Origin of the sequence: Pseudomonas sediminis (assembly GCF_039555755.1) — a bacterium.
GTDB lineage: Bacteria > Pseudomonadota > Gammaproteobacteria > Pseudomonadales > Pseudomonadaceae > Aquipseudomonas > Aquipseudomonas mendocina_D.
On record NZ_CP154631.1, the window covers coordinates 2,766,578 to 2,792,132 of the forward strand.

The 25,555-nt window shown below is 61.3% G+C and carries 19 protein-coding genes and 3 pseudogenes; 11 read left to right on the forward strand and 11 right to left on the reverse strand.

All coding sequences use genetic code 11. The features are described from left to right. The first annotated feature begins 6 nt into the window (after positions 1-6). The 6 genes and pseudogenes from infB to AAEQ75_RS13080 all read left to right on the forward strand — a co-directional run bounded on the left by infB (position 7) and on the right by AAEQ75_RS13080 (position 8,091). Complete coding sequence (infB, locus tag AAEQ75_RS13055; RefSeq protein ID WP_143506228.1) at positions 7-2,493, forward strand: translation initiation factor IF-2; 2,487 nt, start codon at positions 7-9, stop codon at positions 2,491-2,493. A gap of 109 nt (positions 2,494-2,602) precedes the next feature. Beyond that, a complete protein-coding gene (gene rbfA / locus AAEQ75_RS13060) occupies positions 2,603-2,995 on the forward strand; it encodes a 30S ribosome-binding factor RbfA (RefSeq protein ID WP_004424397.1) in 393 nt (130 codons plus the stop codon). A 3-nt stretch (positions 2,996-2,998) separates the two neighbouring features. Then, on the forward strand, positions 2,999-3,919 hold the full coding sequence (gene truB, locus AAEQ75_RS13065) for a tRNA pseudouridine(55) synthase TruB (protein ID WP_343349234.1): 921 nt from the start codon (positions 2,999-3,001) through the stop codon (positions 3,917-3,919). A 170-nt stretch (positions 3,920-4,089) separates the two neighbouring features. Beyond that, positions 4,090-4,359, forward strand: a complete 270-nt coding sequence (gene rpsO / locus AAEQ75_RS13070) for a 30S ribosomal protein S15 (RefSeq protein WP_004424394.1) — start codon at positions 4,090-4,092, stop codon at positions 4,357-4,359. A gap of 171 nt (positions 4,360-4,530) precedes the next feature. Continuing rightward, entirely contained in the window at positions 4,531-6,636 is a 2,106-nt protein-coding gene (pnp, locus tag AAEQ75_RS13075; protein WP_343349236.1) for a polyribonucleotide nucleotidyltransferase, read from the forward strand. 124 nt (positions 6,637-6,760) lie between these two features. Beyond that, a pseudogene (locus tag AAEQ75_RS13080) lies at positions 6,761-8,091 on the forward strand (IS4 family transposase). Positions 8,092-8,130: 39 nt separating this feature from the next. Here AAEQ75_RS13080 and mqo read toward each other — a convergent pair. Beyond that, on the reverse strand, positions 8,131-9,630 hold the full coding sequence (mqo, locus tag AAEQ75_RS13085; RefSeq protein WP_179574447.1) for a malate dehydrogenase (quinone): 1,500 nt from the start codon (positions 9,628-9,630) through the stop codon (positions 8,131-8,133). Positions 9,631-10,092: 462 nt separating this feature from the next. Next, a complete protein-coding gene (locus tag AAEQ75_RS13090; protein WP_343349239.1) occupies positions 10,093-10,323 on the reverse strand; it encodes a hypothetical protein in 231 nt (76 codons plus the stop codon). Positions 10,324-10,488: 165 nt separating this feature from the next. Here AAEQ75_RS13090 and AAEQ75_RS13095 point away from each other — a divergent pair, with 165 nt between their 5' ends. Further along, entirely contained in the window at positions 10,489-11,073 is a 585-nt protein-coding gene (locus AAEQ75_RS13095) for a YajG family lipoprotein (RefSeq protein WP_343352385.1), read from the forward strand. 62 nt (positions 11,074-11,135) lie between these two features. Here AAEQ75_RS13095 and AAEQ75_RS13100 read toward each other — a convergent pair whose 3' ends face one another. Continuing rightward, the gene (locus AAEQ75_RS13100; RefSeq protein ID WP_004424534.1) at positions 11,136-11,342 is read right to left on the reverse strand and encodes a hypothetical protein; all 207 of its coding nucleotides are present in this window, start codon (positions 11,340-11,342) and stop codon (positions 11,136-11,138) included. A 274-nt stretch (positions 11,343-11,616) separates the two neighbouring features. On the opposite strand from AAEQ75_RS13100, the gene AAEQ75_RS13105 reads away from it, so the two are divergent. After that, positions 11,617-11,892 carry a hypothetical protein gene (locus AAEQ75_RS13105; RefSeq protein ID WP_343349241.1) on the forward strand — a complete coding sequence of 92 codons (276 nt, stop codon included), beginning with the start codon at positions 11,617-11,619 and terminating at the stop codon, positions 11,890-11,892. 121 nt (positions 11,893-12,013) lie between these two features. Beyond that, positions 12,014-13,332: pseudogene (locus tag AAEQ75_RS13110) on the forward strand (IS4 family transposase). A gap of 122 nt (positions 13,333-13,454) precedes the next feature. Here the strand turns inward: AAEQ75_RS13110 and AAEQ75_RS13115 are convergent. After that, positions 13,455-15,013: pseudogene (locus tag AAEQ75_RS13115) on the reverse strand (IS3-like element ISPa31 family transposase). 321 nt (positions 15,014-15,334) lie between these two features. Here AAEQ75_RS13115 and AAEQ75_RS13120 point away from each other — a divergent pair. After that, complete coding sequence (locus AAEQ75_RS13120; RefSeq protein WP_099526094.1) at positions 15,335-15,688, forward strand: BON domain-containing protein; 354 nt, start codon at positions 15,335-15,337, stop codon at positions 15,686-15,688. A gap of 58 nt (positions 15,689-15,746) precedes the next feature. Beyond that, positions 15,747-15,944, forward strand: a complete 198-nt coding sequence (locus AAEQ75_RS13125; RefSeq protein WP_143506232.1) for a CsbD family protein — start codon at positions 15,747-15,749, stop codon at positions 15,942-15,944. A gap of 215 nt (positions 15,945-16,159) precedes the next feature. Here AAEQ75_RS13125 and AAEQ75_RS13130 read toward each other — a convergent pair whose 3' ends face one another. The 7 genes from AAEQ75_RS13130 to pgi all read right to left on the reverse strand — a co-directional run bounded on the left by AAEQ75_RS13130 (position 16,160) and on the right by pgi (position 25,550). Next, the gene (locus AAEQ75_RS13130; protein WP_125835133.1) at positions 16,160-16,462 is read right to left on the reverse strand and encodes a DUF2845 domain-containing protein; all 303 of its coding nucleotides are present in this window, start codon (positions 16,460-16,462) and stop codon (positions 16,160-16,162) included. Positions 16,463-16,475: 13 nt separating this feature from the next. Next, positions 16,476-16,784, reverse strand: a complete 309-nt coding sequence (locus AAEQ75_RS13135) for a DUF2845 domain-containing protein (protein WP_343349245.1) — start codon at positions 16,782-16,784, stop codon at positions 16,476-16,478. After that, entirely contained in the window at positions 16,781-19,663 is a 2,883-nt protein-coding gene (locus AAEQ75_RS13140) for a DUF748 domain-containing protein (protein ID WP_343349247.1), read from the reverse strand. The genes AAEQ75_RS13135 and AAEQ75_RS13140 overlap by 4 nt, the downstream gene beginning before the upstream one ends. Positions 19,664-19,765: 102 nt before the next feature. Then, positions 19,766-20,782 (reverse strand): class I SAM-dependent rRNA methyltransferase, encoded by a 1,017-nt coding sequence (locus AAEQ75_RS13145; RefSeq protein ID WP_143506234.1) that lies wholly within the window; start codon positions 20,780-20,782, stop codon positions 19,766-19,768. 73 nt (positions 20,783-20,855) lie between these two features. Beyond that, positions 20,856-21,728, reverse strand: a complete 873-nt coding sequence (locus AAEQ75_RS13150) for an oxygenase MpaB family protein (protein WP_343349249.1) — start codon at positions 21,726-21,728, stop codon at positions 20,856-20,858. Positions 21,729-21,798: 70 nt separating this feature from the next. Beyond that, positions 21,799-23,736 (reverse strand): acetate--CoA ligase, encoded by a 1,938-nt coding sequence (gene acs / locus AAEQ75_RS13155; RefSeq protein WP_343349251.1) that lies wholly within the window; start codon positions 23,734-23,736, stop codon positions 21,799-21,801. Between the two features lie 149 nt (positions 23,737-23,885). Next, entirely contained in the window at positions 23,886-25,550 is a 1,665-nt protein-coding gene (gene pgi, locus AAEQ75_RS13160) for a glucose-6-phosphate isomerase (RefSeq protein ID WP_106735399.1), read from the reverse strand. Between the last annotated feature and the right edge of the window lie 5 nt (positions 25,551-25,555).

Genomic DNA, 25,555 nt, shown 5'->3' on the forward strand with positions numbered 1-25,555 from the left:
AGATGCATGACGCAAGTCACGGTGAAAGAACTGGCCACAGTGGTCGACACCCCGGTTGAACGCCTGCTGCAGCAGATGCGTGAGGCTGGCCTGTCCCACGACAGTGCCGAACAAGTAGTGACCGATAGTGAGAAACAGGCCCTGCTGGCCTATCTCAAGAGCAGTCACGGCGACAAGGTCGAAGAGCCGCGCAAGATCACCTTGCAACGCAAGACCACCAGCACGCTGCGCGTTGCTGGTAGCAAGACCATCAGTGTTGAAGTGCGCAAGAAGAAAACCTTCGTCAAGCGCAGCCCGGAAGAGCTCGAAGCCGAGAAGCAGCGTGAGCTGGAAGCTCAGCAGGCAGCTGCCGAGGCCGAGCGCCTGAAGGCCGAGGAAGACGCCAAGCGCAAGGCCGAAGAAGAGGCCAAGCGTCAGGCGGCAACTACCACTACCGATACTGCCGCACCTGCTGCTGCGCCGACGCCTGTCAGCGAGCCGGTGGTTGCCGCTCCGGTCATCGAAGTCGAGCGCAAGAAAGAAGAAGTACGGCGCCCCGAGAAGGCACGCTCTGATGAAGACGAGCGTCGCGACCGCAAGCACACTCAGCATCGTCCTGCCACCAAGGAGAAGGCGCCGGCTCCGCGCGTCGCTCCGCGTAGCGTCGATGAAGAAAGCGACGGCTTCCGTCGTGGTGGCCGCGGCAAGTCGAAGATGAAGAAGCGCAACCAGCATGGTTTCCAGGCTCCGGCCGGTCCGGTGGTGCGTGAAGTGGCCATTGGCGAAACCATCACTGTGGGCGATCTGGCTCAGCAGATGTCGGTCAAGGCTGCCGAAGTCATCAAGTTCATGTTCAAGATGGGCACCCCGGCTACCATCAACCAGGTGCTGGATCAGGAAACTGCCCAGCTGATCGCCGAAGAGTTGGGCCACAAGGTCAAGCTGGTCAGCGATACCGCCCTGGAAGATTCCCTGGCCGAGTCGCTGAAGTTCGAAGGTGAAGCCGTATCCCGTGCTCCGGTTGTGACCGTAATGGGTCACGTTGACCACGGTAAGACCTCGCTGCTCGACTACATTCGTCGCGCCAAGGTGGCTTCCGGTGAAGCGGGTGGCATCACCCAGCATATCGGTGCCTACCACGTCGAAACCGAGCGCGGCATGGTCACCTTCCTCGACACCCCCGGTCACGCCGCGTTCACCGCGATGCGTGCGCGTGGTGCCAAGGCCACCGATATCGTCATTCTGGTCGTCGCTGCTGACGACGGCGTGATGCCGCAAACTCAGGAAGCCGTACAGCACGCGAAAGCGGCTGGCGTGCCGATCGTGGTTGCCGTGAACAAGATCGACAAGCCCGACGCCAACCCGGACAACATCAAGAACGGCCTGGCCGCTCTCGACGTGATCCCGGAAGAGTGGGGCGGCGATGCCCCATACGTGCATGTATCGGCCAAGATGGGTACAGGCATCGACGAACTGCTCGAAGCCGTACTGCTGCAGGCTGAAGTGCTCGAGCTGAAAGCTACTCCGTCGGCCCCGGGTCGTGGTGTGGTGGTCGAATCGCGTCTGGACAAGGGCCGTGGCCCGGTAGCCACCGTGCTGGTTCAGGACGGTACCCTGCGTCAGGGTGACATGGTGCTGGTCGGCGTCAACTATGGCCGCGTGCGCGCCATGCTCGACGAGAACGGCAAGCCGATCAAGGAAGCTGGTCCGTCCATTCCGGTCGAGATTCTCGGCCTCGATGGCACCCCGGATGCCGGTGACGACATGACCGTGGTCGCCGACGAGAAGAAGGCCCGCGAAGTTGCCCTGTTCCGTCAAGGCAAGTTCCGCGAGGTCAAGCTGGCCCGTGCTCACGCCGGCAAGCTGGAAAACATCTTCGAGAACATGGGCCAGGAAGAGAAGAAAACCCTCAACATCGTGCTCAAGTCCGATGTGCGTGGTTCTCTGGAAGCCCTGCAAGGCTCGCTCAGCACCCTGGGCAACGACGAAGTGCAAGTGCGCGTGGTCGGTGGCGGCGTCGGTGGTATCACCGAGTCCGATGCCAACCTGGCGCTGGCTTCCAATGCCGTGCTGTTCGGCTTCAACGTCCGTGCTGACGCCGGTGCGCGCAAGATCGTCGAGGCCGAAGGCCTGGACATGCGCTACTACAACGTCATCTACGACATCATCGAAGACGTCAAGAAGGCGCTCACCGGTATGCTCGGCAGCGATGTTCGCGAGAACATCCTGGGCACCGCCGAAGTGCGTGACGTATTCCGTTCGCCGAAGTTCGGCGCTGTCGCTGGCTGCATGGTCATCGAGGGCACCGTCTACCGTAACCGTCCGATCCGCGTACTGCGTGAAGACGTGGTGATCTTCGAAGGTGAGCTGGAATCGCTGCGTCGCTTCAAGGACGACGTCGCCGAAGTGCGTAACGGCATGGAGTGCGGTATCGGCGTGAAGAGCTACAACGACGTCAAGGTCGGCGACAAGATCGAAGTGTTCGAGAAAGTCCAGGTGGCTCGCAGCCTGTAATCGCGAGTCGCAACACGCAACGCCCGGCCCCGCATTCGCGCGGCCGGGCGTTTGCCGCTTTTGAGTCCGCTGGCGAACAGGCAGCGGAGGAAGTAAAGGTAACTAGAAAATGGCCAAAGATTACAGCCGTACCCAGCGTATCGGCGACCAGATGCAGCGCGAACTGGCCCAGCTTATCCGGCGTGAGGTTAAGGATCCGCGTCTGGGCCTGGTGACCATCACCGCTGTCGACGTCAGTCGTGATATCGGTCACGCCAAGGTCTTCATCACCGTCATGGGGCAGGACGACGCCGAGGCGATCAAGGAGAGCCTCAAAGTGCTCAACGACGCGGCCGGCTTCCTGCGCATGCAACTGGGCAAGGCGATGAAGCTGCGCAGCGTGCCACAGCTGCACTTCCACTATGACGAGAGCGTCCAGCGCGGTGCTCACCTGTCGGCGCTGATCGAGCGTGCCGTAGCGGAAGATCGTCTGCACGACGACACCGCAGGTTCCAAGGAGTAAGGCGTGGCGCAGGTCAAACGTATTCGCCGCAAGGTCGACGGCATCATCCTGCTCGACAAGCCGTACGGTTTCACGTCCAACGCCGCGCTGCAGAAAGTGCGTTGGCTGCTCAATGCCGAGAAGGCCGGTCACACCGGCAGCCTCGATCCACTGGCCACCGGTGTGCTGCCGCTGTGTTTCGGTGAAGCGACCAAGTTCTCCCAGTATCTGCTCGACGCTGACAAGGGCTACGAGACCGTCGCTCAGCTGGGCGTCACCACCACCACTGGTGATGCCGAAGGCGACGTTATCGAACGGCGCCCGGTGACCGTCGGTCGCGCCGAAATCGAGGCGCTACTGCCGCGTTTTCGCGGTGAAATCAAACAGATACCGCCGATGTACTCGGCGTTGAAGAAGGACGGTCAGCCACTCTACAAGCTGGCCCGTGCGGGTGAAGTAGTGGAGCGCGAAGCGCGTTCTGTTACTATTGCGCGCCTGGAACTGCTGGCCTGCGAAGGCGAGCGGGCCCGTCTGGCGGTTGATTGCAGTAAAGGCACCTATATTCGTACGTTGGTCGAGGATCTCGGCCAATTGCTGGGCTGCGGTGCGCATGTCGCCGAGTTGCGTCGTACCAAGGCCGGACCGTTCGATTTGACGCGCACCGTAACGCTGGAAGAGCTGGAAGCTGCACACGCTGAAGGTGGCAACGAGGCGCTGGATCGCTTCCTGCTACCGGCCGATAGCGGCCTGCAGGACTGGCCGCTGCTGCAGTTCTCCGAGCACAGCGCGTTCTACTGGTTGCAAGGGCAGCCGGTGCGAGCGCCGGAAGCACCGAAGTTCGGTATGGTGCGGGTGCAGGATCACAATGGTCGCTTCATCGGCATAGGTGAAGTGAGTGACGATGGGCGTGTTGCCCCGCGTCGATTGATTTATACCGGTGCGTAGCACCGAACGATTCGGCCGAGATGGCTGAAAGCCTGATGCTGACGATGTCGTCATCAGGTACTGCGAGGGTGGCTGTTAGTAGGCACGGTCATACCTCTTTTTAAAACACGGGGAGCGATTCCCGGCCTATTGAGACTGCTTCGGCAGTTTCCCGATGAGAGGAAGCCAACATGGCACTCAGCGTTGAAGAAAAAGCCCAGATCGTTAACGACTACAAGCAAGCTGAAGGCGATACCGGTAGCCCGGAAGTGCAGGTTGCCCTGCTGACCGCCAACATCAACAAGCTGCAAGGCCACTTCAAGGCCAACGGTAAAGATCACCACAGCCGTCGTGGTCTGATCCGTATGGTTAACCAGCGTCGTAAGCTGCTGGACTACCTGAAGGGTAAAGACACCAGTCGTTACAGCGCCCTGATCGGTCGCCTGGGCCTGCGTCGTTAATAGACGCGAGCTGCACAAGTTGGAAGCTGGGAGTTCGGCGTCGCGAGTGGGGAGTGATCCTCACCTCGTGGCGCTGGGCTTCCAGCTTTTGGCTTTTCGAGGGATGCACCGGGTCCGACTCCCGCGCTTCTTTCCAATTTCCCCCAAGGCAACAAAGAGAAGGAAAACACCGTGAACCCGGTAATCAAGAAATTCCAGTTCGGTCAGTCGACCGTTACCCTCGAGACTGGCCGTATCGCCCGTCAAGCCTCCGGCGCAGTGCTGGTCACCGTTGACGACGACGTCAGCGTGCTGGTCGCCGTAACCGGCGCCAAGACTGCCGACCCAAGCAAGGGCTTCTTCCCGCTGTCCGTGCACTATCAGGAAAAGACCTACGCTGCCGGCAAGATCCCCGGCGGTTTCTTCAAGCGTGAAGCACGTCCTTCCGAGAAAGAAACCCTGACCTCGCGTCTGATCGATCGCCCGATCCGTCCGCTGTTCCCGGAAGGCTTCCAGAACGAAGTGCAGGTCATCTGCACCGTGGTTTCCACCAGCAAGAAGACCGACCCGGACATCGCAGCGATGATCGGCACCTCGGCCGCTCTGGCCATTTCCGGTATCCCGTTCAACGGCCCGATTGGTGCCGCGCGCGTGGCCTTCCACCCGGAAACCGGCTACCTGCTGAACCCCAATTACGAGCAGCTCAAGGCTTCCAGCCTGGACATGGTCGTGGCCGGCACCAAGGACGCCGTTCTGATGGTCGAATCGGAAGCCAAAGAGCTGACCGAAGACCAGATGCTGGGCGCCGTGCTGTTTGCCCATGAAGAGTTCCAGGTCGTCATCCAGGCGGTCGCCGAACTGGCCGCCGAAGCCGGCAAGCCGACCTGGGACTGGCAGCCGAAGCCGGAAAACACCGCGCTGCTGAATGCCATCCGTAGCGAGTTCGGCGAGGCGATTTCCAAGGCCTACACCATCACCGTCAAGCAGGATCGCTACGCGCGTCTGGGCGAGCTGCGTGATCAGGTCGTGGCCAAGTTCTCCGGTGAAGAAGGTCAGCCTACTGCCGGTGAAGTCAAGGAAGCCTTTGGCGAGATCGAATACCGCACCGTGCGCGAGAACATCGTCAACGGCAAACCGCGTATCGATGGCCGTGACACTCGAACCGTGCGTGGCCTGAACATCGAAGTCGGTGTACTGGACAAGACTCACGGTTCGGCGCTGTTCACCCGTGGCGAAACCCAGGCGCTTGTGGTTGCCACCCTCGGCACCGCTCGTGACGCACAGCTGCTGGACACCCTTGAAGGCGAGAAGAAAGACCCCTTCATGCTGCACTACAACTTCCCGCCGTACTCGGTCGGTGAGTGTGGTCGCATGGGCGCCACTGGCCGCCGCGAAATCGGCCACGGCCGTCTCGCCCGTCGTGGCGTTGCCGCCATGCTGCCGAGCGCCGACGAGTTCCCGTACACCATCCGCGTAGTGTCGGAAATCACCGAGTCCAACGGTTCTTCCTCCATGGCTTCGGTGTGCGGCGCTTCCCTGGCGCTGATGGACGCCGGTGTGCCGATGAAGGCACCGGTTGCCGGTATCGCCATGGGTCTGGTGCTCGAGGGTGAGAAATTCGCCGTTCTGACCGATATCCTCGGTGACGAAGATCACCTGGGCGACATGGACTTCAAGGTAGCCGGTACCGCCAAGGGTGTTACCGCGCTGCAGATGGACATCAAGATCCAGGGCATCACCGAAGAGATCATGGAGCAGGCGCTGGAGCAGGCGCTGGAAGCGCGTCTGAACATCCTCGGTCAGATGAACCAGGTCATCGCCCAATCGCGCAGCGAGCTGTCGGCCAACGCGCCGACCATGATTGCGATGAAGATCGACCAGGACAAGATCCGCGACGTCATCGGTAAAGGCGGCGCAACCATCCGTGGTATCTGCGAAGAGACCAAGGCCTCGATCGACATCGAAGACGATGGCTCGATCAAGATCTTCGGCGAAACCAAGGAAGCCGCCGAGGCTGCCAAGCAGCGTGTACTGGCCATTACCGCAGAAGCCGAGATCGGCAAGATCTACGTCGGCAAGGTCGAGCGCATCGTCGACTTCGGTGCCTTCGTCAACATCCTGCCGGGCAAGGACGGCCTGGTGCACATCTCCATGCTGAGCGATCAGCGCGTGGAGAAGGTCACCGACGTGCTGCAGGAAGGCCAGGAAGTGAAAGTGTTGGTACTGGACGTGGACAACCGCGGCCGTATCAAACTGTCGATCAAGGACGTAGCTGCTGCTGAGGCCTCTGGCGTCTAAGTACGGCTGACCTGTTCGAACGAAAAGGCTCCTTCGGGCTAATGCCAGTCAGTTAAGCGCTACAGCTTGACCTTCTGCGCGCTGAAACGAAAATCCGATGCTTGTTTTGAGCATCGGATTTTTTATGCGACTTTCCCGCGCCTTGGCACTGCCTCACGAAGCGGCTTCTGCCACCCACTCCCTTGACGAGCTGGGGCGCTGCTTGATCCAGACCTAGTTAGCACCGCACTGGAAACGGCGGGAGTGGCGACCCTGCGTAAGCGACGTCTCCCTCTTGAAGCCATGATCTGGTGCGTGATCGCCATGGCGTTGTTTCGCCGGATGTCGGCCTGGGATGCCGCGAGCCGTATGGGCATCATGCTGCCTGGGCAGAAGCCATTGGTAGCACCCAGTGCAATCGTGCAAGGTCGCCAGCGTTTGGGCAGCGCTGCGGTGCGAGAGGTCTTTTCCCTGACTCAACAACGCTGGCATGCCAGCGCCAATCACCCCACTTGGGCCGGTTTGCGCCTGCTCAGTGTCGATGGCGTGGTCTGGCGCACACCGGATACGGACGACAACCGCAAGCACTATGGCAGCGCCAGTAATCAGCATGGCGATACCGGCTATCCCCAAGTTCGCATGGTCTGCCAGATGGAGCTGACCAGCCACATGCTGGTGAATAGTGCTTTTGCCGGCTACCACAGCAACGAGATGAAACTGGCCGAACAACTGATCGACAGCACACCCGATCACTCGCTGACCTTGTTCGACCGTGGCTTCTATTCACTGGGGTTACTTCATCGCTGGCAACAGACAGGCACTCAGCGCCATTGGTTACTGCCGCTGCGCAAGGATGCTCAATACGAGGTGCTGCGTAAGTTAGGGCGCCACGATGCCATCGTCTCGCTAAAGACCTCGCCGCAGGCGCGTAAACAATGGCCCGCCCTGCCAGACACGCTACAGGCTCGGTTATTAAGCAAGACCATCAAGGGCAAAGTGCGGCAGGTACTGACCTCAATGATCGATCCTCTGCGCTTCCCTCCAGACGAAATCGTGGATCTGTACAGTCAGCGTTGGGAAGTCGAACTGGGCTATCGAGAAATGAAGCAAGGCATGCTCGCGGGTCACTACACACTGCGTAGTAAAACGCCGGAGATGATTGAACAAGAACTGTGGGGCGTACTACTGGGGTACAACCTGCTGCGTTATCAAATGCTGGAAATGAGTCGCCACTGCCCTGGCATCTACCCCTGCGAAATGAGTTTTACCGCTTGCACCTGGGCGATTCTGGGCTTCTTGAGCGGGGTCTCTTTGAATCATCCAGGCAACATCCCTCGTTACCTGGCCGAACTACAGGCCTCGGCCATGCACTACGTCCTACCTCGTCGTCGTGAGGATCGCAGTTATCCGCGAGCGGTCAAACCCAAGCCATCCAAGTATCCGACCAGAAATAAAAATGCCAGTCAGCTTAACTGACTGGCATTACCCCGAAGGGCGGTTTTTTGTGCGTGACGATCAGGCGCTGGGAGTATCGAGCTGCAGGCGCTGGTTCGATTGCGTCTGTACCTGGCGATAGCGCTCGGCGTCGTGGGACAGAACCTCGGCCATGGCCGGGAAGATCTCATCCAGCTTGGTGCGCCAGCCTTCGCTCTTGGCTTGCTCGGGGAAGCAGCGACGGATCAAGTCGAGCATGATCGACACGGTCACCGATGCGCCCGGCGAGGCGCCGAGCAGGGCAGCGATGGTGCCGTCTGCAGCTGCCACCAGTTCGGTGCCGAACTGCAGGATGCCGCCGTTCTTGCTGTCTTTCTTGATGATCTGCACGCGTTGGCCGGCCACTTCCAGGCGCCAGTCCTCGGCCTTGGCTTCCGGGTAAAAGCCGCGCAGGGTGTTCAGACGCTGCTCTTCGGACTGCATCACTTCCTTGATCAGGTAACGGGTCAGATCCAGGTTGTCGCGCGCCACCGCCAGCATCGGGCCGAGGTTGTTGGGGCGTACCGACAGCGGCAGGTCGAGGAATGAGCCGTACTTGAGAAACTTGGTGGTGAAGCCGGCGTAAGGGCCGAACAGCAGGGATTTCTTGCCGTCCACTACGCGAGTGTCGAGGTGCGGCACGGACATCGGCGGTGAGCCGACGGCAGCCTGGCTGTAGACCTTGGCCTGGTGCTGCTTGACGATCTCAGGGTTGTCGCAACGTAGCCACTGGCCACTTACCGGGAAGCCGCCAAAGCCTTTGCCTTCGGGGATGCCGGACAGTTGCAGCAGCGGCAGTGCGCCGCCACCAGCGCCGAGGAAGACGAACTTGCTCTTGAGCTTGCGCGTGGCGCCGGAGCGGGTGTCCTTGATGTCCACCAGCCAGCCTTCACCGTCGCGCTTGAGGTCGGTGACCTTCTGGTTGCAGGTGACTTTGGCGTTGGGCTGGGTGGTCAGGTAGGCGAGCATCTGTTCGGTGACCGCGCCGAAGTTGACGTCGGTACCGGCTTGCACGCGGGTCATCGCCAGTGGCTCGCCACTGTCGCGGCCCGGGATCAGCAGCGGCGCCCACTCGGCGATGGTGGCACGATCTTCGGTGTACTCCATCTCGGTGAAGGCGTGGTGCTGGCGCAGGGCCTCGAAACGCTTCTTGAGGAAGGCGATACCGCTGTTGCCGCGCACGAAACTCATGTGCGGGACCGGGTTGATGAAGGTCTTCGGCGAGTTGATCGCGCCTTTATCGATCAGGTAGGCCCAGAACTGCTTGGACTCCTCGAATTGGGCGTTGATGTTCACCGACTTCTTGATGTCGATGCTGCCGTCAGCGCCTTCCGGTGTGTAGTTCAGCTCGCACAGGGCCGCGTGACCGGTGCCGGCGTTGTTCCAGGGGTTGGAGCTTTCCACTGCGCCGGACTCGCGCAGCTCCACCACTTCCAGGGTGATGCCGGGGTTGAGTTCCTTGAGCAGTACGCCCAGGGTCGCGCTCATGATACCGGCACCAACCAGCACCACATCTACGCTTTGGGAATCGTTGTGCGCCATTAACCTCTCTCCAAGAAAAACTGCACCAGATGGACGGCCGTTCGGCCTTTCAGGGCGATACCGGCAGACTCAGGCGTGATGCCCTGTCGTTCGGCGGGGAGGGTCAAGGCTGGGATTTGCGGACGCAAAACTGTTCATTTGTTCGCCACACTCTTGTGAAGTTTGTAAAAACCGTCTTTTCACGCTCTTTTGGAGCGGTGAACCTCAAAAGCTCGACTGCCTCGGCGCGCTTTTGCCCGTGCAAATCATGCAATGCATGGCTGCATAACTGCTCTGCATATGGGCTGAAAGCGGCTGGCCGGAAGCGGCAGCTCGAAGTGGGCGACTCTCTGGGGCGGGGCGATGACGTTGCATCGGCGAGGTCGTTCGGCCCGATCAGGAGACGTCCTTATAATCGGGGCGTGATTATAACGGTGAATGAGGGGAAATTGAGCCCCTGTGTGACTTTTATTCTTTCACCGGTCAGGCCGCCAACGGGCGGGCTGCTGATGCGTGTGTGGCGACCGGGGTGAGCCGGGCACCGGCGGGCAGTGGGGCGCCCAGCCAGGAGATGCTCGGCTCGCGAGTTTCCACCCATCCCGCCTGGATCGGGTGTTCCTGCATCTGCCGCAGGGCACAGCAAACGCCACGATCATCAATCAGGGCAAAATGGCGCATCGGGCGAGCGTGGCTGAACAGGCGGCGCAACAGCATGGCGAAGGCTCCAGCGTGGTGACAGGTACTTTATGCCCGTGCGCGGTGACAGGCTGATGACAGGAACCGCAGCGATATGCCAACGGTCCTATGCAGCGCTACTGTCGGCCTCAGGCCGCGCTGGTTATACTGCCGGCCACTTTTACCTCACTCGGAGAGATGAGCATGCTGCACCGTGCGTTGATCGCCTTGCTTGCTGCCGCCAGCCTGACTCTGGCCGGTTGCGCCCTCAGCCCTCAGCAACTCACCCCGCAACCCAAGCTGACCAGTTCGCTGACCCCAGTCGGCCAGGGTCAGCCGGTGGTGGTGCGCGTGGTCGACGGCCGTCCTTCGCCGGTGCTTGGCACCCGCGGCGGTCTGTATCCGGAGACCAGCTCCATCAGCGTCAACCCCGATTATGTGCTGCCCAAGCTGCAGGCTGAGGCCGAGGCGGCTGTACGTCTGCTCGGCTTCACCCCGTCGGCCAACGCTTATAACGCACCACAGCTGACTATCACCCTGGCGGAACTGAAGTATCAGTCGCCCAAAGAGGGCATGTACGTCACCGAGGCGGATATCTCGGCCTCGATCCGTGCCGACGTGCAAGGTGGCAGCCGCCGTTATACCGGCCGTTACGGTGCCTCGCTGAACCAGCGTTTCGGCACCGCACCGAACCAGCAGACCAATAGCAAGCTGGTGGGTGACGTGCTCAGCGACGCGCTGACTCGTGCGTTCAAGGACCCGACCATCGGCCAGGTACTGCTGCAGTAATTCGGCGTATCGTTATAAAAAAACGCCCCGCATTGCGGGGCGTTTTCATTTGTCCTGGGTCTTCATGCTGCTTCGGCGTAGAACTCCGGCAGGCTCATGCCGGTACGGTTGTCGATATCCGGCAGGTCGTAATGCTCATGGCCGCCAAGGGCGCAGTACACCAGCCAGTGCTGGTCCTGCACGTTGAAAGACAGCTCGTCGACCACGGCGTCCACTTCATCCAGCGAGTCGATCAGGTAATCGCGGTCCAGCGGTTGAGAATTGAGCATGGCAGGGCCTCCAGGGACATTGAGGTTTGGCTCCAGCAACAGTCGTGACTGTTTGGTCACTCTTGGAGATACAAACCCTAGGCCAGGCATATGACAGTTTTCAGACGATTTCGGGATAGCGGGCCGCGTTCGTCGGAAACGAACCTTATAAAAGGGGTATTTCAGTACACTGCGCGACGACTTTTCGAGGGTCGAGATGCACCGCTTCTCGGCCAAAATCCCCATTCTGGTGCGGTGGCGAGGTTGCTGCACCATGCTGTTCTCGAGGTGTTGCATGTCGCTGCAGATGTTGTGGTCGCTGTTCCTCGCCCATCCGGCCGGTGCGGTCAATTCGCTGGCATTGTTCTTCGCGTTGGCGGGCGCCTGGCTGTGCCTGATGACTCACTTGCGCGAGCAGCGCGGCTTAGCGCGAGTGCTGGCGCAAGGCGAGCTGGATGAAACCGAGGTTCAGGACGAGCGTACCCTGCGGATCAACCGCTTCTTCTATCGCTTCGGTGGCATTTGCCTGGGTGCAGCCCTGGTGCTGTCCTGGTTCAGTACGCGGCTTTGACGCTTGAGCGATAAATGAAAACGGCAGCCTTCGGGCTAATGCCAGTCAGTTAAGCGCTACAGCTTGACCTTCTGCGCGCTGAAACGAAAATCCGATGCTTGTTTTGAGCATCGGATTTTTTATGCGACTTTCCCGCGCCTTGGCACTGCCTCACGAAGCGGCTTCTGCCACCCACTCCCTTGACGAGCTGGGGCGCTGCTTGATCCAGACCTAGTTAGCACCGCACTGGAAACGGCGGGAGTGGCGACCCTGCGTAAGCGACGTCTCCCTCTTGAAGCCATGATCTGGTGCGTGATCGCCATGGCGTTGTTTCGCCGGATGTCGGCCTGGGATGCCGCGAGCCGTATGGGCATCATGCTGCCTGGGCAGAAGCCATTGGTAGCACCCAGTGCAATCGTGCAAGGTCGCCAGCGTTTGGGCAGCGCTGCGGTGCGAGAGGTCTTTTCCCTGACTCAACAACGCTGGCATGCCAGCGCCAATCACCCCACTTGGGCCGGTTTGCGCCTGCTCAGTGTCGATGGCGTGGTCTGGCGCACACCGGATACGGCCGACAACCGCAAGCACTATGGCAGCGCCAGTAATCAGCATGGCGATACCGGCTTTCCCCAAGTTCGCATGGTCTGCCAGATGGAGCTGACCAGCCACATGCTGGTGAGTGGCTACCACAGCAACGAGATGAAACTGGCCGAACAACTGATCGACAGTACACCCGATCACTCGCTGACCTTGTTCGACCGTGGCTTCTATTCACTGGGGTTACTTTATCGCTGGCAACAGGCAGGCACTCAGCGCCATTGGTTACTGCCGCTGCGCAAGGATGTTCAATACGAGGTGCTGCGTAAGTTAGGGCGCCACGATGCCATCGTCTCACTAAAGACCTCGCCGCAGGCGCGTAAACAATGGCCCGACCTGCCAGACACGCTACAGGCTCGGTTATTAAGCAAGACCATCAAGGGCAAAGTGCGGCAGGTACTGACCTCAATGATCGATCCTCTGCGCTTCCCACCCGACGAAATCGTGGATCTGTACAGCCAGCGCTGGGAAATCGAACTGGGCTATCGAGAAATGAAGCAAGGCATGCTCGCGGGGCACTACACACTGCGTAGTAAAACACCGGAGATGATTGAACAAGAACTGTGGGGCGTACTACTGGGGTACAACCTGCTGCGTTATCAAATGCTGGAAATGAGCCGCTACTGCCCTGGCATCTACCCCTGCGAAATGAGTTTTACCGCTTGCACCTGGGCGATTCTGGGCTTCTTGAACGGGGTCTCTTTGAATCATCCAGGCAACATCCCTCGTTACCTGGCCGAACTACAGGTCTCGACCATGCACTACGTCCTACCTCGTCGTCGTGAGGATCGCAGTTATCCGCGGGCGGTCAAACACAAGCCGTCCAAGTATCCGACCAGAAATAAAAATGCCAGTCAGCTTAACTGACTGGCATTATCCTTCGGGAGCCTTTTTTTGTGCCTGATCGTCAGGGGGCGCTCGAACTCTGCCACTGTCCAGGTCATCCAGGGGCGGCGTTTTTCAAGATAGTTGTCGCGTCGACCGTGTTTTCAGGCCGCCTTTTTCTGCGGCTGTTGTTCCTGCTCCCGCTCGGGGTTGAGTGTCACCGCTCCGACCGGCGTCCAGTTGCGTGTGGTGCCTGACCAGCGCTCCGGCATGCGCTGGCGGGCTTCTTGGTACAGCGCATGGCGATGGGCCAGCGCGCGGTGATCTTCACCCCGATGGCGCTCTGCCGGTGTCACGAAACCGATGCGGCTGTGCCGGTGCTCGTGGTTGTACCAGCGGATGAAATCTCTCACCCAGCAACGTGCCGCTTCCAGGTCGGCGAAGCCTTGTTTCGGCCACTGCGGGCAGTATTTCAGCGTGCGGAACAGCGATTCCGAGTAGGGGTTGTCGTCGCTCACCCGCGGGCGGTTGTGCGACGGCGTGACGCCCAGGTCGTACATCTTTTGCAGCATGGTCGCCGATTTCATCGGTGCACCGTTGTCCGAGTGCAGTACCGGCAGCTTGAGCAGGCACTGCTCGCTGAGCACGCTGCGTTGCAGCAGCATGGCACCCAGCTCGCCGCTTTCCTGTTCGTGGACCTCCCAGCCCACCGCCTTGCGGCTGTAGATGTCCTCGATCAGGTACAGGTAGAAATACTTCCCGCGTACCGCCGCCGGGAGATAGGTGATGTCCCATGACCAGACCTGATTGGCGGCGGTCGCTACATGGCTGGTCGGCGCTTTCACCGTGCGCGGTGGCTGGCTGCGACCGCGGCGATGCTGCTGATCGGCTGCGTGCAGGACGCGGTAGAACGTCGACTCCGAGGCCAGGTAACGCCCGGCATCCGCCAGCCTCGGCACGATCTGGCTGGGCGGCAGATGCGCGTATTCCGGGCTGTTGCAGACGGCCAGGATGGCTTCGCGCTCAGCCGGGCTCAGTGCATTGCGCGGCACCGGTCGCTTGGCTGTGGGGCGGGCATCAGCGCGCACGACGTTCTCCTCGGTCCAGCGTTGCAGGGTGCGCAGGGACACGCTCAGCTCCTTGCAGGCCAACGTTTTACGGGCACCTGCGGCGACGGCTTCGTTCAGCCATTCAACGAGTTTCTGCCGTTCTGGCAGCGGGATCAGTTGTCCTCGCTGTCGTTGCCCCAGTAGGCGTTCAGCTTTTTTCGCAGCACCAGAATCGCTGCCGCCTCGGCCAACGCCTTGTCCTTGCGGCGCAGCTCGCGCTCCAGCTCACGGATGCGTTTCTTGTCTGCCTTGGCTTGCTCGCGCTCGGCCTGTCGCTGCGCCTGTGCCGACTGCTGGCCGCTGATGCACGCCTACCGCCAGGTCTGCACCTGCTCGGGGTAGAGCCCCTTACGTCGGCAGTACTCGCTCAGTTCGATTTCCGACAGCGCAGCGGTTTCCAGCACGACGGCGAACTTGGCCTCGGCCGACCAGTCATCGGGCAGTTTCTTGTCTCCTGGCACGGGGGCTCCTTCAGCCTTGGCCTGTTTGCGCCAAGCATACAGGGTCATCTTGGAGACGCCTTCCTGGCGGGCGACCTCAGCCACGGACAGGTTGATCGGTGGCAGCAGCTTCTTCAGCAGGGCAGCTTTTCGTTCAGCAGAGTAACGCGGCATTGCATGGCTCTTTCCGCCCCCGGGGTTCAGTTTGGGTGAATCCGATCAGGCGACAACTATCCTGACACCGGGGGGGGGCTGCTCCATATTGCTTTAGATACGCGCCGGTAGTGGCTTGGTGCCATGTTCATGCAAATTGCCCGAGGTCTTTTATGCGATTCGGCGAAATGCAATCAAAAGTGTAATGGTGATTTTATTTAAGTTATTGTTTTTAAAGGATTTTTTTTATTTTAAAACCTGGCACAGGCCCTGCAATAGTACTAGTGAACCTGCAGCCAGGAGTTGGTTTGCAGATTGTCTGGAATGTACAGGAGTCGAATCATGAAACAGCCAATCAACCGTTTTGCCGCTACTACCCTGACCGCTGCCGTGCTGAGCATGTCTCTGGCCTCCGCAGCCTTCGCCGCTGAGCCGACCATGCTTGCAGCCAGTGACACTGTGGATAAAGCCGAGCAGGCGGTATCCGACACTTGGATCACCAGCAAAGTGAAATCCACCTTCGTTGCTGACTCGAACCTCAGCGCGCTGGACATCAAGGTCGAGACCAACCAGGGCGTAGTTTCCCTGTCCGGCGTGGTCGCTACCGACGCCGAGCGTGATCTGGCTATCGCCAAGACCAAGGAAATCGAGGGTGTGCGTGACGTGTCCGCTGATGCCCTGAAAACCGCTGACTGATAGCCGGGCCGGCCGGGCTAGCGCCCGGCCCCCACCTTCTGTCACTGGGAGAATGACCATGAATAGCGACATCATCAAAGGCAAATGGAAGCAGCTCAGCGGTCGTATGAAGGAGCGTTGGGGCAACCTGACCGATGACGACCTGGACGTCGCCGAGGGCCACAGCGAATACCTGGCTGGCAGGCTGCAAGAACGTTACGGCTGGACCAAGGAAAAGGCCCAGCAAGAGCTGCGCGATTTCAGCGACAAGCTCTAAGTAGGGATTATCTGGTAAGGATGCCGATTAAGCACGGACAGCTATGGAAACGGATGTCTCAGCAGCACGGATGGCTGCAGGCAGGACGCCTGATCTGCACGGATAGCGAAAGCATGGATGCGCGAAGGCCCCGTCGGTGTAACCGACGGGGCCTCGATTTTTGTGCTGAGCACTAGAAATGCGTCAGGCAGGTGCACCCGGCATGCAGGGTTCGATCAGCTACCGCGCTTGCTGCGGACCTCGGTCAGGCGGCCGCCCTCGAAGCGGAGAAAGTGGTACATGCCGCTTTTCGGGCCGTAGATCCACTCCTCGACACTCACCTCATTACGAAAACCATAGCTGTCGACCACTTCCTTGTAGCCGACAAAGTCGCGGCTGGAAGGCTCGCCACATTTGTTCAGCACCTCTGCAGTGGGCGCTGTCTTGCTGACCAGGGCGCTACCGCAGCGATAGGTGGAGGACGCCTCGGCCATCAGGGGCAGGCAGAGCAGGGTGAGCAGACAGCTGAATTTGCGCATGAGAACCTCCTGCTCAGCGTTCGCGCCGGCGTTCAATGACGGTCAGACGGTTACCCTCGAAACGCAGGATGCTGAGCATGCCGTTGCTCGGGCCGTATACCCATTCCTCGATCATGTACTCACGACGGTCATAGGAGCCCAGGGTGTAGCCGACTGGGTCACGGTGCACTGGCGCGCCACATTTACGCTCGACCTCGAACGGGCGGTCGCCCAGGTTGACCAGGGCGCTGCCGCAACGCAGCGTGTCGGCCTGCGCGTTGGTACTGTTCAGGCCGGTAACCAGGGCGGTGAACGTGATGATGGATAAGCTGCGCATGATCATTGGCTGTCCAGGTGCAGGGTGGTGAGCACGCGGCCGTCGGCTTCGGGCTCACCCAGGTTGGCATCGATCAGGTAGACACGTTCATCGTACAACCCACCTTGTTCAACCAGATAATCCTTGATCGTTGCAGCGCGTTGCTGAGCCAGCTGACGCAGCAACAACTTGCTTTGAGCCCAGGAGTCCAATACTGCCTTGCGCATGTTCTGCTGGCGTTGTTCTTTGTCCAGCTCGGCCCACTCGGCTGGCGGCTGCTGCTTGAGCCGGGTGCGATAAATACCTTCGAGCAGGGCGGCTTGTTCATCTTCCGCGACCGTCAGTTCATCGGGGCTGGCCGGTACTTTGTCACCACGGCGTTGTAGCACCTTGTACCAGCCTTCGCGAAACTCGCGTTGCAGACGCTGTTCGGCCAGCAGCGGGCCGTCGGCACGCTGTGCGGCCTGACCTTCGACCTCCAGGCGCAGGTTCGGGCGTTCCTCGAGCGCTTTGGCCAGGGTGTCCAGGGCCTGGCGTGCGTCTCCCTCCAGCTCTGCAGAGCCCGCAGCGAACGGCACGGTACTGAGGTCGACGTTGCTGCCGCCGACCAGGCCGGCGATGAACTTGAATGGCGCCTGGGCCGCGCGCAACACCAGATTGCGCAAGGTTTGCCAGACGATGGGCATGACGCTGAACTGCGGATTGTTCAGGTCTCCCTGTACCGGCAACTCGATGGCGATGCGCCCCTGGGTGTCCTTGAGCAGGGCCACTGCCAGGCGAATCGGCAGGTCGACAGCATCCGGGCTGTCGACACGCTCGCCCAGTTGCAGGTTCTCCACCAGCACCTTGTTCTCGGCATTGAGCTGGCCTTTCTCGATGCGGTAGTGCAGGTCGAGGTTGAGGCGACCCTTGCGGATGCGATAGCCGGCGAACTTGCCGGAATAGGGGGTGATGGTGGTCAGTTCGACGTTCTTGAAGCTGGTGGCGATATCCAGGCTGTTGAGCGGATCGAACGGCGTCAGCTTGCCTTTGATGCTCATTGGCGCGTAGCGGTCGACCTTGCCCTGGATATCGACGCTGGCGGCTTGCGGCTTCTGGTTGTCGAGTACACCGATGCGCCCGTTCATTTGCTGAACGGCAGTGGCGAAGCTGGGGGTCAGGCTGAAGTCGGCGAAGTTGGCCGAACCATCGTTGATGGCTACGCCGCCGATGCGGATCGCCAGTGGTTTGCCCGCATCGGCCTTGCTCTCGTTCGGCGTCGCCGGTTGCGGCACGATCAGCTCGCTGACGTTGGTGGTCAGGTCCTCGTTTATCACGAAACGTGCATAGGGCTGATCCAACTCGACGCGCTCGATGGCCAGGCTTTCGCCGTGACGATAGTCGAGACCACCCACCCGTAATTGCTTCCAGCGCACGAAATCGCGTTCGCGCAGAGTATCCAGGGTATGCAGCTGATCGACCTTGGCGTTGCCGGTGACGCTGAGTGCCAGCGGTTCGGTGCTCTTGAGTTGCACGTCGAGGTCGCTGCCGAGCAGGCCACTGCGCAGTTCCAGGTGAATGAATGGGCTCAGGTAGGCTTGTGCCACGCGCAGGTCGATGTCCTGCGTGGCGACCTTGAGTTGAGCGCTGGTCGGGCTCAGTTGTACGTTGCCGGCTGCCTGCAGCTTGCCCTGTTTGCCGAGGCCGCTATCGAGCCTGAGGTCGAAAGGTTTGTCGCCCAGGCTGTCGAAATTCTTCAGATCCAGGTTCAGTGGGCCGACCTCCACCGCCACTTCTTGCTGCGGCACGCGGTCGGCCAAGTGAGCCTTGTAGTCGCGTAGCTGCACATCTTGCAGCAGCACTTGCCAGGGCTTGCTATCGCCGGCTTGCGACGTCGGCTCGGCAGTTTCGCTCTTGGCGCTTTCGGGTTTGGCGAACAGCTTCTGCCAATCCAGCTGGCCGTCGGCTTCGCGCGCCGCCCAGGCTTCGAGGCCCTGGCTACGCACCTGGCCGATCACCACCTGCTGCTTGGCCAGGTCGAGGCTGGTGTTGTCGATATCCAGGCGTTGCAGGCGTACCAGCGGTTTGCCTTGCGGATCGTCGATGGCGAAGGGGGCCAACTGCACCTTGACCTTGCTCAGTTGCAGCTCGGTACCGCTGGAGAGGTCGAGGCGATAGTCGCTGCTGAGGTCGACCTGGCCTTCTTTCAGCACCAACGGCAAGGCATCCCGCACGTAAGGCCAGAAGGTGCTCAGGCGGCCATCGCTGACGCTCAGACTACCGCTGGAGGTGATGGGCGTCAGGCTGACCTGGCCGCGCCAGTCGATCTGCGAGCCGTGCGGGCCGCTGGCGGTCATGGTCATTTCGGCGTTATCGCCGGCCAGGGTGCTGAGGTTGTGCAATTCCAGATCGAGCGCGTCATAGGCGAATTCCACGGCCTCGCTCGGGCGCAGGTCCTGAAAGCGCAGAGACTTCTCGCGCAGACGAATGCTGTCGATGCGCAGCGGGAAAGGCTCGCTGCTCTCTGTCTTGGGTTCCGCCTGACTTTCCGGCAGATGGAACAACTGGGTGAGATTGAGCGTACCGTCTTTGGCGAAGAGTATTTCAGTGCGCGCACCGTCCAGCTCGACGCCACTCAGGTGCAAGGCACCGCTCCACAGGCTGTCACTTTGCAAGTTAGCGTAGAGGCGCTGGAAGCTCACTTGCTCCTGGCCACTCTCGCCGATACGCAGGCCCCAGAGGCTCAGCTCGAGTGTGAAGGGGTTGAGCTGCACGCGCTGCAGCGAGGCGGGCAGCGTGGCGTACTGCGCCAACTGCTGATTGGCGACACGCAGGGCGATGCCCGGCAGAATCAGAAAGCCGATCAGGCTGTAGAGGAAAACGGTGATCAACAGTGCGCTTAGCGCGCGCTTCAGTCCTTTGGGCATGGCTTGGCGTCATCTATCCAGACGAGGAGACGACTTGGAGTATGGCACGGCGGTTCGGTTCCGGTCGTTATCGCTGCAGTCAGATTGCGCGTAAGTCCCGGTTCAGAGGTGCAGGATCAGGGTTTTCAGCGGCGGTTTGGCATCATGCGAAGGGAAGTCGGATGCTGGGACGATGACCTGGCAATCCTGGACTGGGCGGCCGAGTTTCTCGGCGCAGCGCAGCACCTGGGCGCGCCAGTCGCTCATCTCCACTTTTGCCAGGTTGTTGCAGCACACCAGGGTGCCGCCTTCGGCAGTGGCCAGCAGAGCTGGCTTGAGCAGGCTCTGGTAATCACGCAGCAGATCGACCGTACCGAAGGTGCTCTTGGCCCAGGCAGGCGGGTCGAGGAACACAAGATCGAACTGACGCGGTTGCAGGCGCGGGTAACTCGGCAGTTTTTGCCCGCGTCGGCTGCTGATCGGTAGATCGGCCAACTGACGAATCGCCGGGAAGTAATCGGACTGGATGAACTGCATGGCGGGCAACTCGGGGTTGAGCGCACCGTTTTCGCGGCCCACTGCGAGGTTACCCTGGGCGAAGTCGAGGTTGGTCACCTCACGTGCGCCACCCGCCGCGGCGCACAGACCGACGCCGCAGGTGTAGGCGAACAGGTTGAGCACGGACTTGTCGGCGCTGTTGGCCTTGACCCAGCCGCGGGCGTTGCGCAGGTCGAGAAACAGCAGCGGGTCCTGTCCGGCATGCCGGCCGCGTACGCGGTAACGCAGTCCCCACTCGCGGCCGACCATATCCTCCAGCGCTGCCTCATCGGCCTGGAACAGGGTTGGGTCGCGATCGATCCGCGAATTGCCCTTGGAGCGGTCGTTGTAGACCAGGAGCAGCGGCTGTCCCAGATGCGCTTCGACGTTGCCGACGATGCTGTGTAGCTCGCCGGCCTCAAGTGGTTGATGAAAACTCTGTACCAGCAACTGCGGGCCGTAGCGGTCGACGGTCAGGCCAGGCGCGCCTTCCTGGCTCCCGTGGAACAGTCGGTAGCAGTCGGTGCCCTGGGCGTGCAGGTCTGCGAGGAGGTTTTCGCGAGCAGCGAGGGCGGCGCGCAGCGCCTGGTCAAGAGAAGGCATGCGCGGCGTCTCGGAGAAAGGGAGGCGCAAGTTTATCAAGAAAAGCCGCGGGGGATGGACGTGGGACGGTGGCCTACAGGCGCGGCGCTAAACGACGGTGGGCGCGCTGTGCTGCGCTGTTACGAATCGCCCAGCGCAGCAGCGTGGCGGTGCGTTGCACGCTGCTGCGAATCAGCGGACGGCGCCAGGGCGCCTGGTGTTCGCCGAGCAGGTCGCTGGCCCAGTCCGGCAGCAGGTCTACACCGGCCTGCATCATCAGATTGCCGAAGGGTTTGGCGAGAATATTGGGCATCGGTGCGGCATACAGCAGTCGCACCACTTCGCGTGTTCGCGCGTCACACAGCAATTGCGGGCGCATACGCTGGAGGTAGTCGCTGATGGTCTGGCGCGATTTAGGCACGTCCTGCACGCCGAGGCGTTCGGCGATCAATGCCACTTCGCGGTAGTAACGATCCTGTTCGGCCACCGGCAGTTGCGGGTCGACGTAGCGCAGGTAGCCGGTGAGAAACTGGCTGGCCTCGGAGACATGCACCCAGGTCAGCAGCTCGGGATCGCTGGCGGCATAGGGGCGACCGTCCGGCGCGTTGCCGGTTACCTGCAGGTGGATGCGGCGCACCTTGTCGAGCAACTGTTCGGCATCGTGCAGGCCGCCATAGGTGGTGCCGGCGATGAACAGGCTGGTGCGGCGCAGGCGGCCGAGCATGTCCTGGCGAAAGGTAGAGTGATCCCACACCCCGGCCAAGGCCAGCGGGTGGAGCATCTGCAGGAGCAGGGCGGAGATGCCGCCGACCATCATCGCGGTGAAGTCAGCGTGGACTTTCCAGACCATCGACTCGGGGCCGAACAGACCGGCATCACCGTGCGGCTGATCGAGGTCGAGCACGCCCAGCGAGGCGCCGGTGAGGCTGTGCACCTGTTTTTCGATCTGACGACGTAGGCTTTCCATGGCGCGTAGTGTCGGCGCTTGGCAGGCACAAGACAAGATGCGCCCGGCCCTTTCAGGCCGGGCGCGAGGCTCAGCGGTTGAGGCGCTGATCGATCAGGCTGTCGACCACGCCGGGGTCGGCCAGGGTCGAGGTGTCGCCCATGTTCTCCAGCTCGTTGCAGGCGATCTTGCGCAGGATGCGGCGCATGATCTTGCCCGATCGGGTCTTGGGCAGGCCCGGTGCCCACTGGACCAGTTCCGGCTTGGCGAAGCTGCCGATCTCCTTGCCGACCAGGGTCAGCAGATCCTTCTTCAGCTCGTCGGAAGGCTCCTGGCCATTCATCAGGGTGACGTAGGCATAGATGCCCTGGCCCTTCACATCGTGCGGGTAGCCGACCACTGCCGCTTCGGCCACTGCATCGTGCAGCACCAGCGCGCTCTCCACTTCGGCGGTACCGATGCGGTGGCCGGAGACGTTGATCACGTCATCCACACGGCCGGTGATCCAGTAGTAGCCTTCCTCGTCGCGGCGTGCGCCGTCACCGGTGAAGTAGTAGCCGGGGTAAGGCTTGAAGTAGGTATCGATCATGCGTTGATGATCGCCGTAGACGCTGCGGATCTGGCTCGGCCAACTCGCCTTGATGGCCAGTACGCCGCTGCCGGGGCCGTCGATCTCCTTGCCCTGTTCGTCGAGCAGCACCGGTTGTACGCCGAAGAACGGACGGGTGGCCGAGCCGGGCTTGAGGTCGGTAGCACCAGGCAGCGGAGTGATCAGGATGGAGCCTGTTTCGGTCTGCCACCAAGTGTCGACGATGGGGCAGCGGCTATCGCCCACCACATGAAAGTACCACTCCCAGGCTTCCGGGTTGATCGGCTCGCCCACCGTGCCGAGCAGGCGCAGGCTGCTACGCGACGTGCTCTTGACCGGGGCTTGACCCTCGCGCATGAGCGCGCGCAGGGCAGTGGGCGCGGTATAGAAGGTGTTGACCTGGTGCTTGTCGATTACCTGCCAGAAGCGCGAAGCGTCCGGGTAGTTGGGCACGCCTTCGAACATCAGTGTGGTGGCAGCGTTGGCCAGTGGGCCGTAGACGATGTAGCTGTGCCCGGTAACCCAGCCGACATCGGCGGTGCACCAATAGATGTCGCCCTCGTGGTAGTCGAACACGTACTTGTGCGTCATCGCCGCGCCGAGCAGGTAGCCGCCAGTGGTGTGCAGTACACCCTTGGGTTTCCCGGTCGAGCCCGAGGTGTAGAGAATGAACAGCGGATCCTCGGCGTCCATCGGCTCGGCCGGGCAGTCGGCATCGACCCCCTTCAGCGCCTGGTGGTACCAGAGGTCACGACCTTCCACCCAGGCGATATCGCCCTGAGTGCGTTCGACTACCACCACGGTGGAGACGTCCGGGCAGCTTTGCAGGGCCTTGTCGACGTTGGCCTTCAAGGGGATGTACTTGCCGCCGCGCACGCCTTCGTCGGCGGTGATCACTGCACGGCAGTCGGCATCGAGGATGCGGTCGCGCAGGGCATCGGGAGAGAAACCGCCGAACACCACCGAATGCACCGCACCGATACGCGTGCAGGCGAGCATGGCGTAGGCTGCTTCGGGAATCATCGGCATGTAGATGCACACCCGGTCGCCTTTCTTCACGCCACGCCCCTTGAGCACGTTGGCCAGTCGGCTGACGTTGTGGTGCAGCTTGTTGTAGGTGATGTGTGCCGACTCGGCCGGGTTGTCACCTTCCCAGATGATGGCGATCTGTTCGCCGCGCTTTTCCAGGTGGCGGTCGATGCAGTTATAAGCGACGTTGAGTTGGCCGCCCTTGAACCATTCGGCGTGGCCCTGTTTCAGGTCGCTGGTATGCACCTTGTCCCAGGGTTTGAACCAGTCCAGAAAGGTCTTGGCCTGCTCGCCCCAGAAGGTCTCGGGTTGCTCGACGGACTGTTGATACAGGCGCAGATAAGCATCGTTATCCAGGTGTGCGCGCTGACGTACCGCGTCGGCCACGGGGTGGCGGGTGATCTCGAACATGGCGGGCTCCTTGTAATTGTTTGTCCGCAACAATCACAAGGGTGCACCCAAGCAGGCGCTTGGTTCAAGGGGCGATATTCGACGCAAGAGCGGCTGCGCGCCGTGAACACTGCCCGGCGCTTGGCCCCGGGCAGCGTCAGACGCGTACATCAGCCGCGATGATGTTCGCGGAAATGAGCGATCAGGCCCTGGGTCGATGCATCCGATGCACTGCCATCGAGCTGGCCGGTCAGGCGCTGATACACTTCCTTGCCCATCTCCTTGCCCAGCTCCACGCCCCACTGGTCGAAGGCATTGATGCCCCAGATGGCGCTCTGCACGAAGACCTTGTGCTCGTAAAGGGCAACCAGCGCGCCCAGCTCGAATGGTGCGATGCGGTTCATCACCAGGATGTTGCTCGGGCGATTGCCGGGGATCACCTTGTGCGGCGCCAGGCGCTGCACGTCGGCCTCGGCCATGCCTTTGGCGCGCAGTTCGGCCTCGGCCTCCTCACGCGTCTTGCCCTGCATCAGCGCCTGGGCCTGCGACAGGCAGTTGGCGAACAACCACTGGTGATGGTCTGACAGCGGGTTGTAGCTGTTGACCGGAACGATGAAGTCCGCCGGTACCAGCAGGCGGCCCTGGTGCAGCAACTGGTGGTAAGCATGCTGGCCGTTGCAGCCGACACCGCCCCAGATGATCGGCCCCGTGGCGATGTCCAGCGCGCTGCCATCCTGGCGCACGCTCTTGCCGTTGGACTCCATGTCCAACTGCTGCAGGTGTTTGGTGAAGTTACGCAGGTAATGGTCGTAGGGCAGGATGGCGTGGCTCTGCGCGTCCCAGAAATTGGTGTACCAGATGCCCAGCAGGGCCATCAGCACCGGCATGTTCTCGGCCAATGGCGCCTGGGTGAAGTGCTGGTCCATGGCGTAGGCACCGGCCAGCAGTTCCTTGAAGTTGGACACGCCGATGGCCAGGGCGATGGGCAGGCCAATGGCCGACCACAACGAGTAGCGGCCGCCGACCCAGTCCCACATGGGGAAGATGTTCTCTTCGCCGATGCCGAACTCGATGGCAGCCTTGCGGTTGCTGGTTACGGCGATGAAGTGACGGTGCAGCTCTTCTTCCGGGCCGCCCATGGCCAGGTACCAGTCGCGCGCGGCCAGGGTATTCTTCAGGGTTTCCAGGGTGCCGAAGGACTTGCTGGAAACGATGAACAGGGTAGTTTCCGGGTTGAGGCGGGCGGTCAGTTCGCGGAATTCGCTGCCGTCGATATTGGCCAGGTAGTGGCAGCGCACGCCACGCTGGGTGAATGGGCGCAGGGCCTCGGAAACCAGTTGCGGGCCGAGGAAGGAGCCGCCAATGCCGATGTTGACCACTTCCTTGATCGGTTTTTCGCTGTAGCCGCGCCACAGGCCACTGTGAATGCGACTGACCAGCTCGGTGACCTGGTTCAGGACGCGATGGACCTCGGGAATGATGTCATGGCCGTCGACCAGCAGGCGGCGGCCAATCGGGCTGCGCAGGGCGGTATGCAGCGCGGCGCGGCCTTCCGAAGCGTTGACCTGTTCGCCGTGGTACAGGCTGGCGATGGACTCCTGCAGACCGGCCTGCTCGGCCAGTTGAATCAGCAGATCGAGGCCGTGCTCATCGATCAGGTTCTTCGAGTAATCCAGCAGCAGCCCGCAGCTGTCGAGGGAAAAGCGCTGGTAGCGCCGTGCGTCTGCAGCGAAGGCTTCGCGCATGCTGAAACCGGCCATCTCGGCGCGATGCTGCTGCAGGGCCTGCCAGGCGGGCAGGGTGGTGACGTCTTGAGGCTGCTGGTAATAGGCCATCGGAG

Excerpts from the sequence above, each read along its gene's own strand:
- infB (WP_143506228.1), top strand. The coding sequence starts at position 7 with ATGACGCAAGTCACGGTGAAAGAACTGGCCACAGTGGTCGACACCCCG.
- rbfA (WP_004424397.1), top strand. The coding sequence starts at position 2,603 with ATGGCCAAAGATTACAGCCGTACCCAGCGTATCGGCGACCAGATGCAG.
- rpsO (WP_004424394.1), top strand. The coding sequence starts at position 4,090 with ATGGCACTCAGCGTTGAAGAAAAAGCCCAGATCGTTAACGACTACAAG.
- mqo (WP_179574447.1), bottom strand. The coding sequence starts at position 9,630 with ATGGCGCACAACGATTCCCAAAGCGTAGATGTGGTGCTGGTTGGTGCC.
- AAEQ75_RS13090 (WP_343349239.1), bottom strand. The coding sequence starts at position 10,323 with ATGCTGTTGCGCCGCCTGTTCAGCCACGCTCGCCCGATGCGCCATTTT.
- AAEQ75_RS13095 (WP_343352385.1), top strand. The coding sequence starts at position 10,489 with ATGCTGCACCGTGCGTTGATCGCCTTGCTTGCTGCCGCCAGCCTGACT.
- AAEQ75_RS13100 (WP_004424534.1), bottom strand. The coding sequence starts at position 11,342 with ATGCTCAATTCTCAACCGCTGGACCGCGATTACCTGATCGACTCGCTG.
- AAEQ75_RS13105 (WP_343349241.1), top strand. The coding sequence starts at position 11,617 with ATGTCGCTGCAGATGTTGTGGTCGCTGTTCCTCGCCCATCCGGCCGGT.
- AAEQ75_RS13120 (WP_099526094.1), top strand. The coding sequence starts at position 15,335 with ATGAAACAGCCAATCAACCGTTTTGCCGCTACTACCCTGACCGCTGCC.
- AAEQ75_RS13125 (WP_143506232.1), top strand. The coding sequence starts at position 15,747 with ATGAATAGCGACATCATCAAAGGCAAATGGAAGCAGCTCAGCGGTCGT.
- AAEQ75_RS13130 (WP_125835133.1), bottom strand. The coding sequence starts at position 16,462 with ATGCGCAAATTCAGCTGTCTGCTCACCCTGCTCTGCCTGCCCCTGATG.
- AAEQ75_RS13135 (WP_343349245.1), bottom strand. The coding sequence starts at position 16,784 with ATGATCATGCGCAGCTTATCCATCATCACGTTCACCGCCCTGGTTACC.
- AAEQ75_RS13140 (WP_343349247.1), bottom strand. The coding sequence starts at position 19,663 with ATGCCCAAAGGACTGAAGCGCGCGCTAAGCGCACTGTTGATCACCGTT.
- AAEQ75_RS13145 (WP_143506234.1), bottom strand. The coding sequence starts at position 20,782 with ATGCCTTCTCTTGACCAGGCGCTGCGCGCCGCCCTCGCTGCTCGCGAA.
- AAEQ75_RS13150 (WP_343349249.1), bottom strand. The coding sequence starts at position 21,728 with ATGGAAAGCCTACGTCGTCAGATCGAAAAACAGGTGCACAGCCTCACC.
- acs (WP_343349251.1), bottom strand. The coding sequence starts at position 23,736 with ATGTTCGAGATCACCCGCCACCCCGTGGCCGACGCGGTACGTCAGCGC.
- pgi (WP_106735399.1), bottom strand. The coding sequence starts at position 25,550 with ATGGCCTATTACCAGCAGCCTCAAGACGTCACCACCCTGCCCGCCTGG.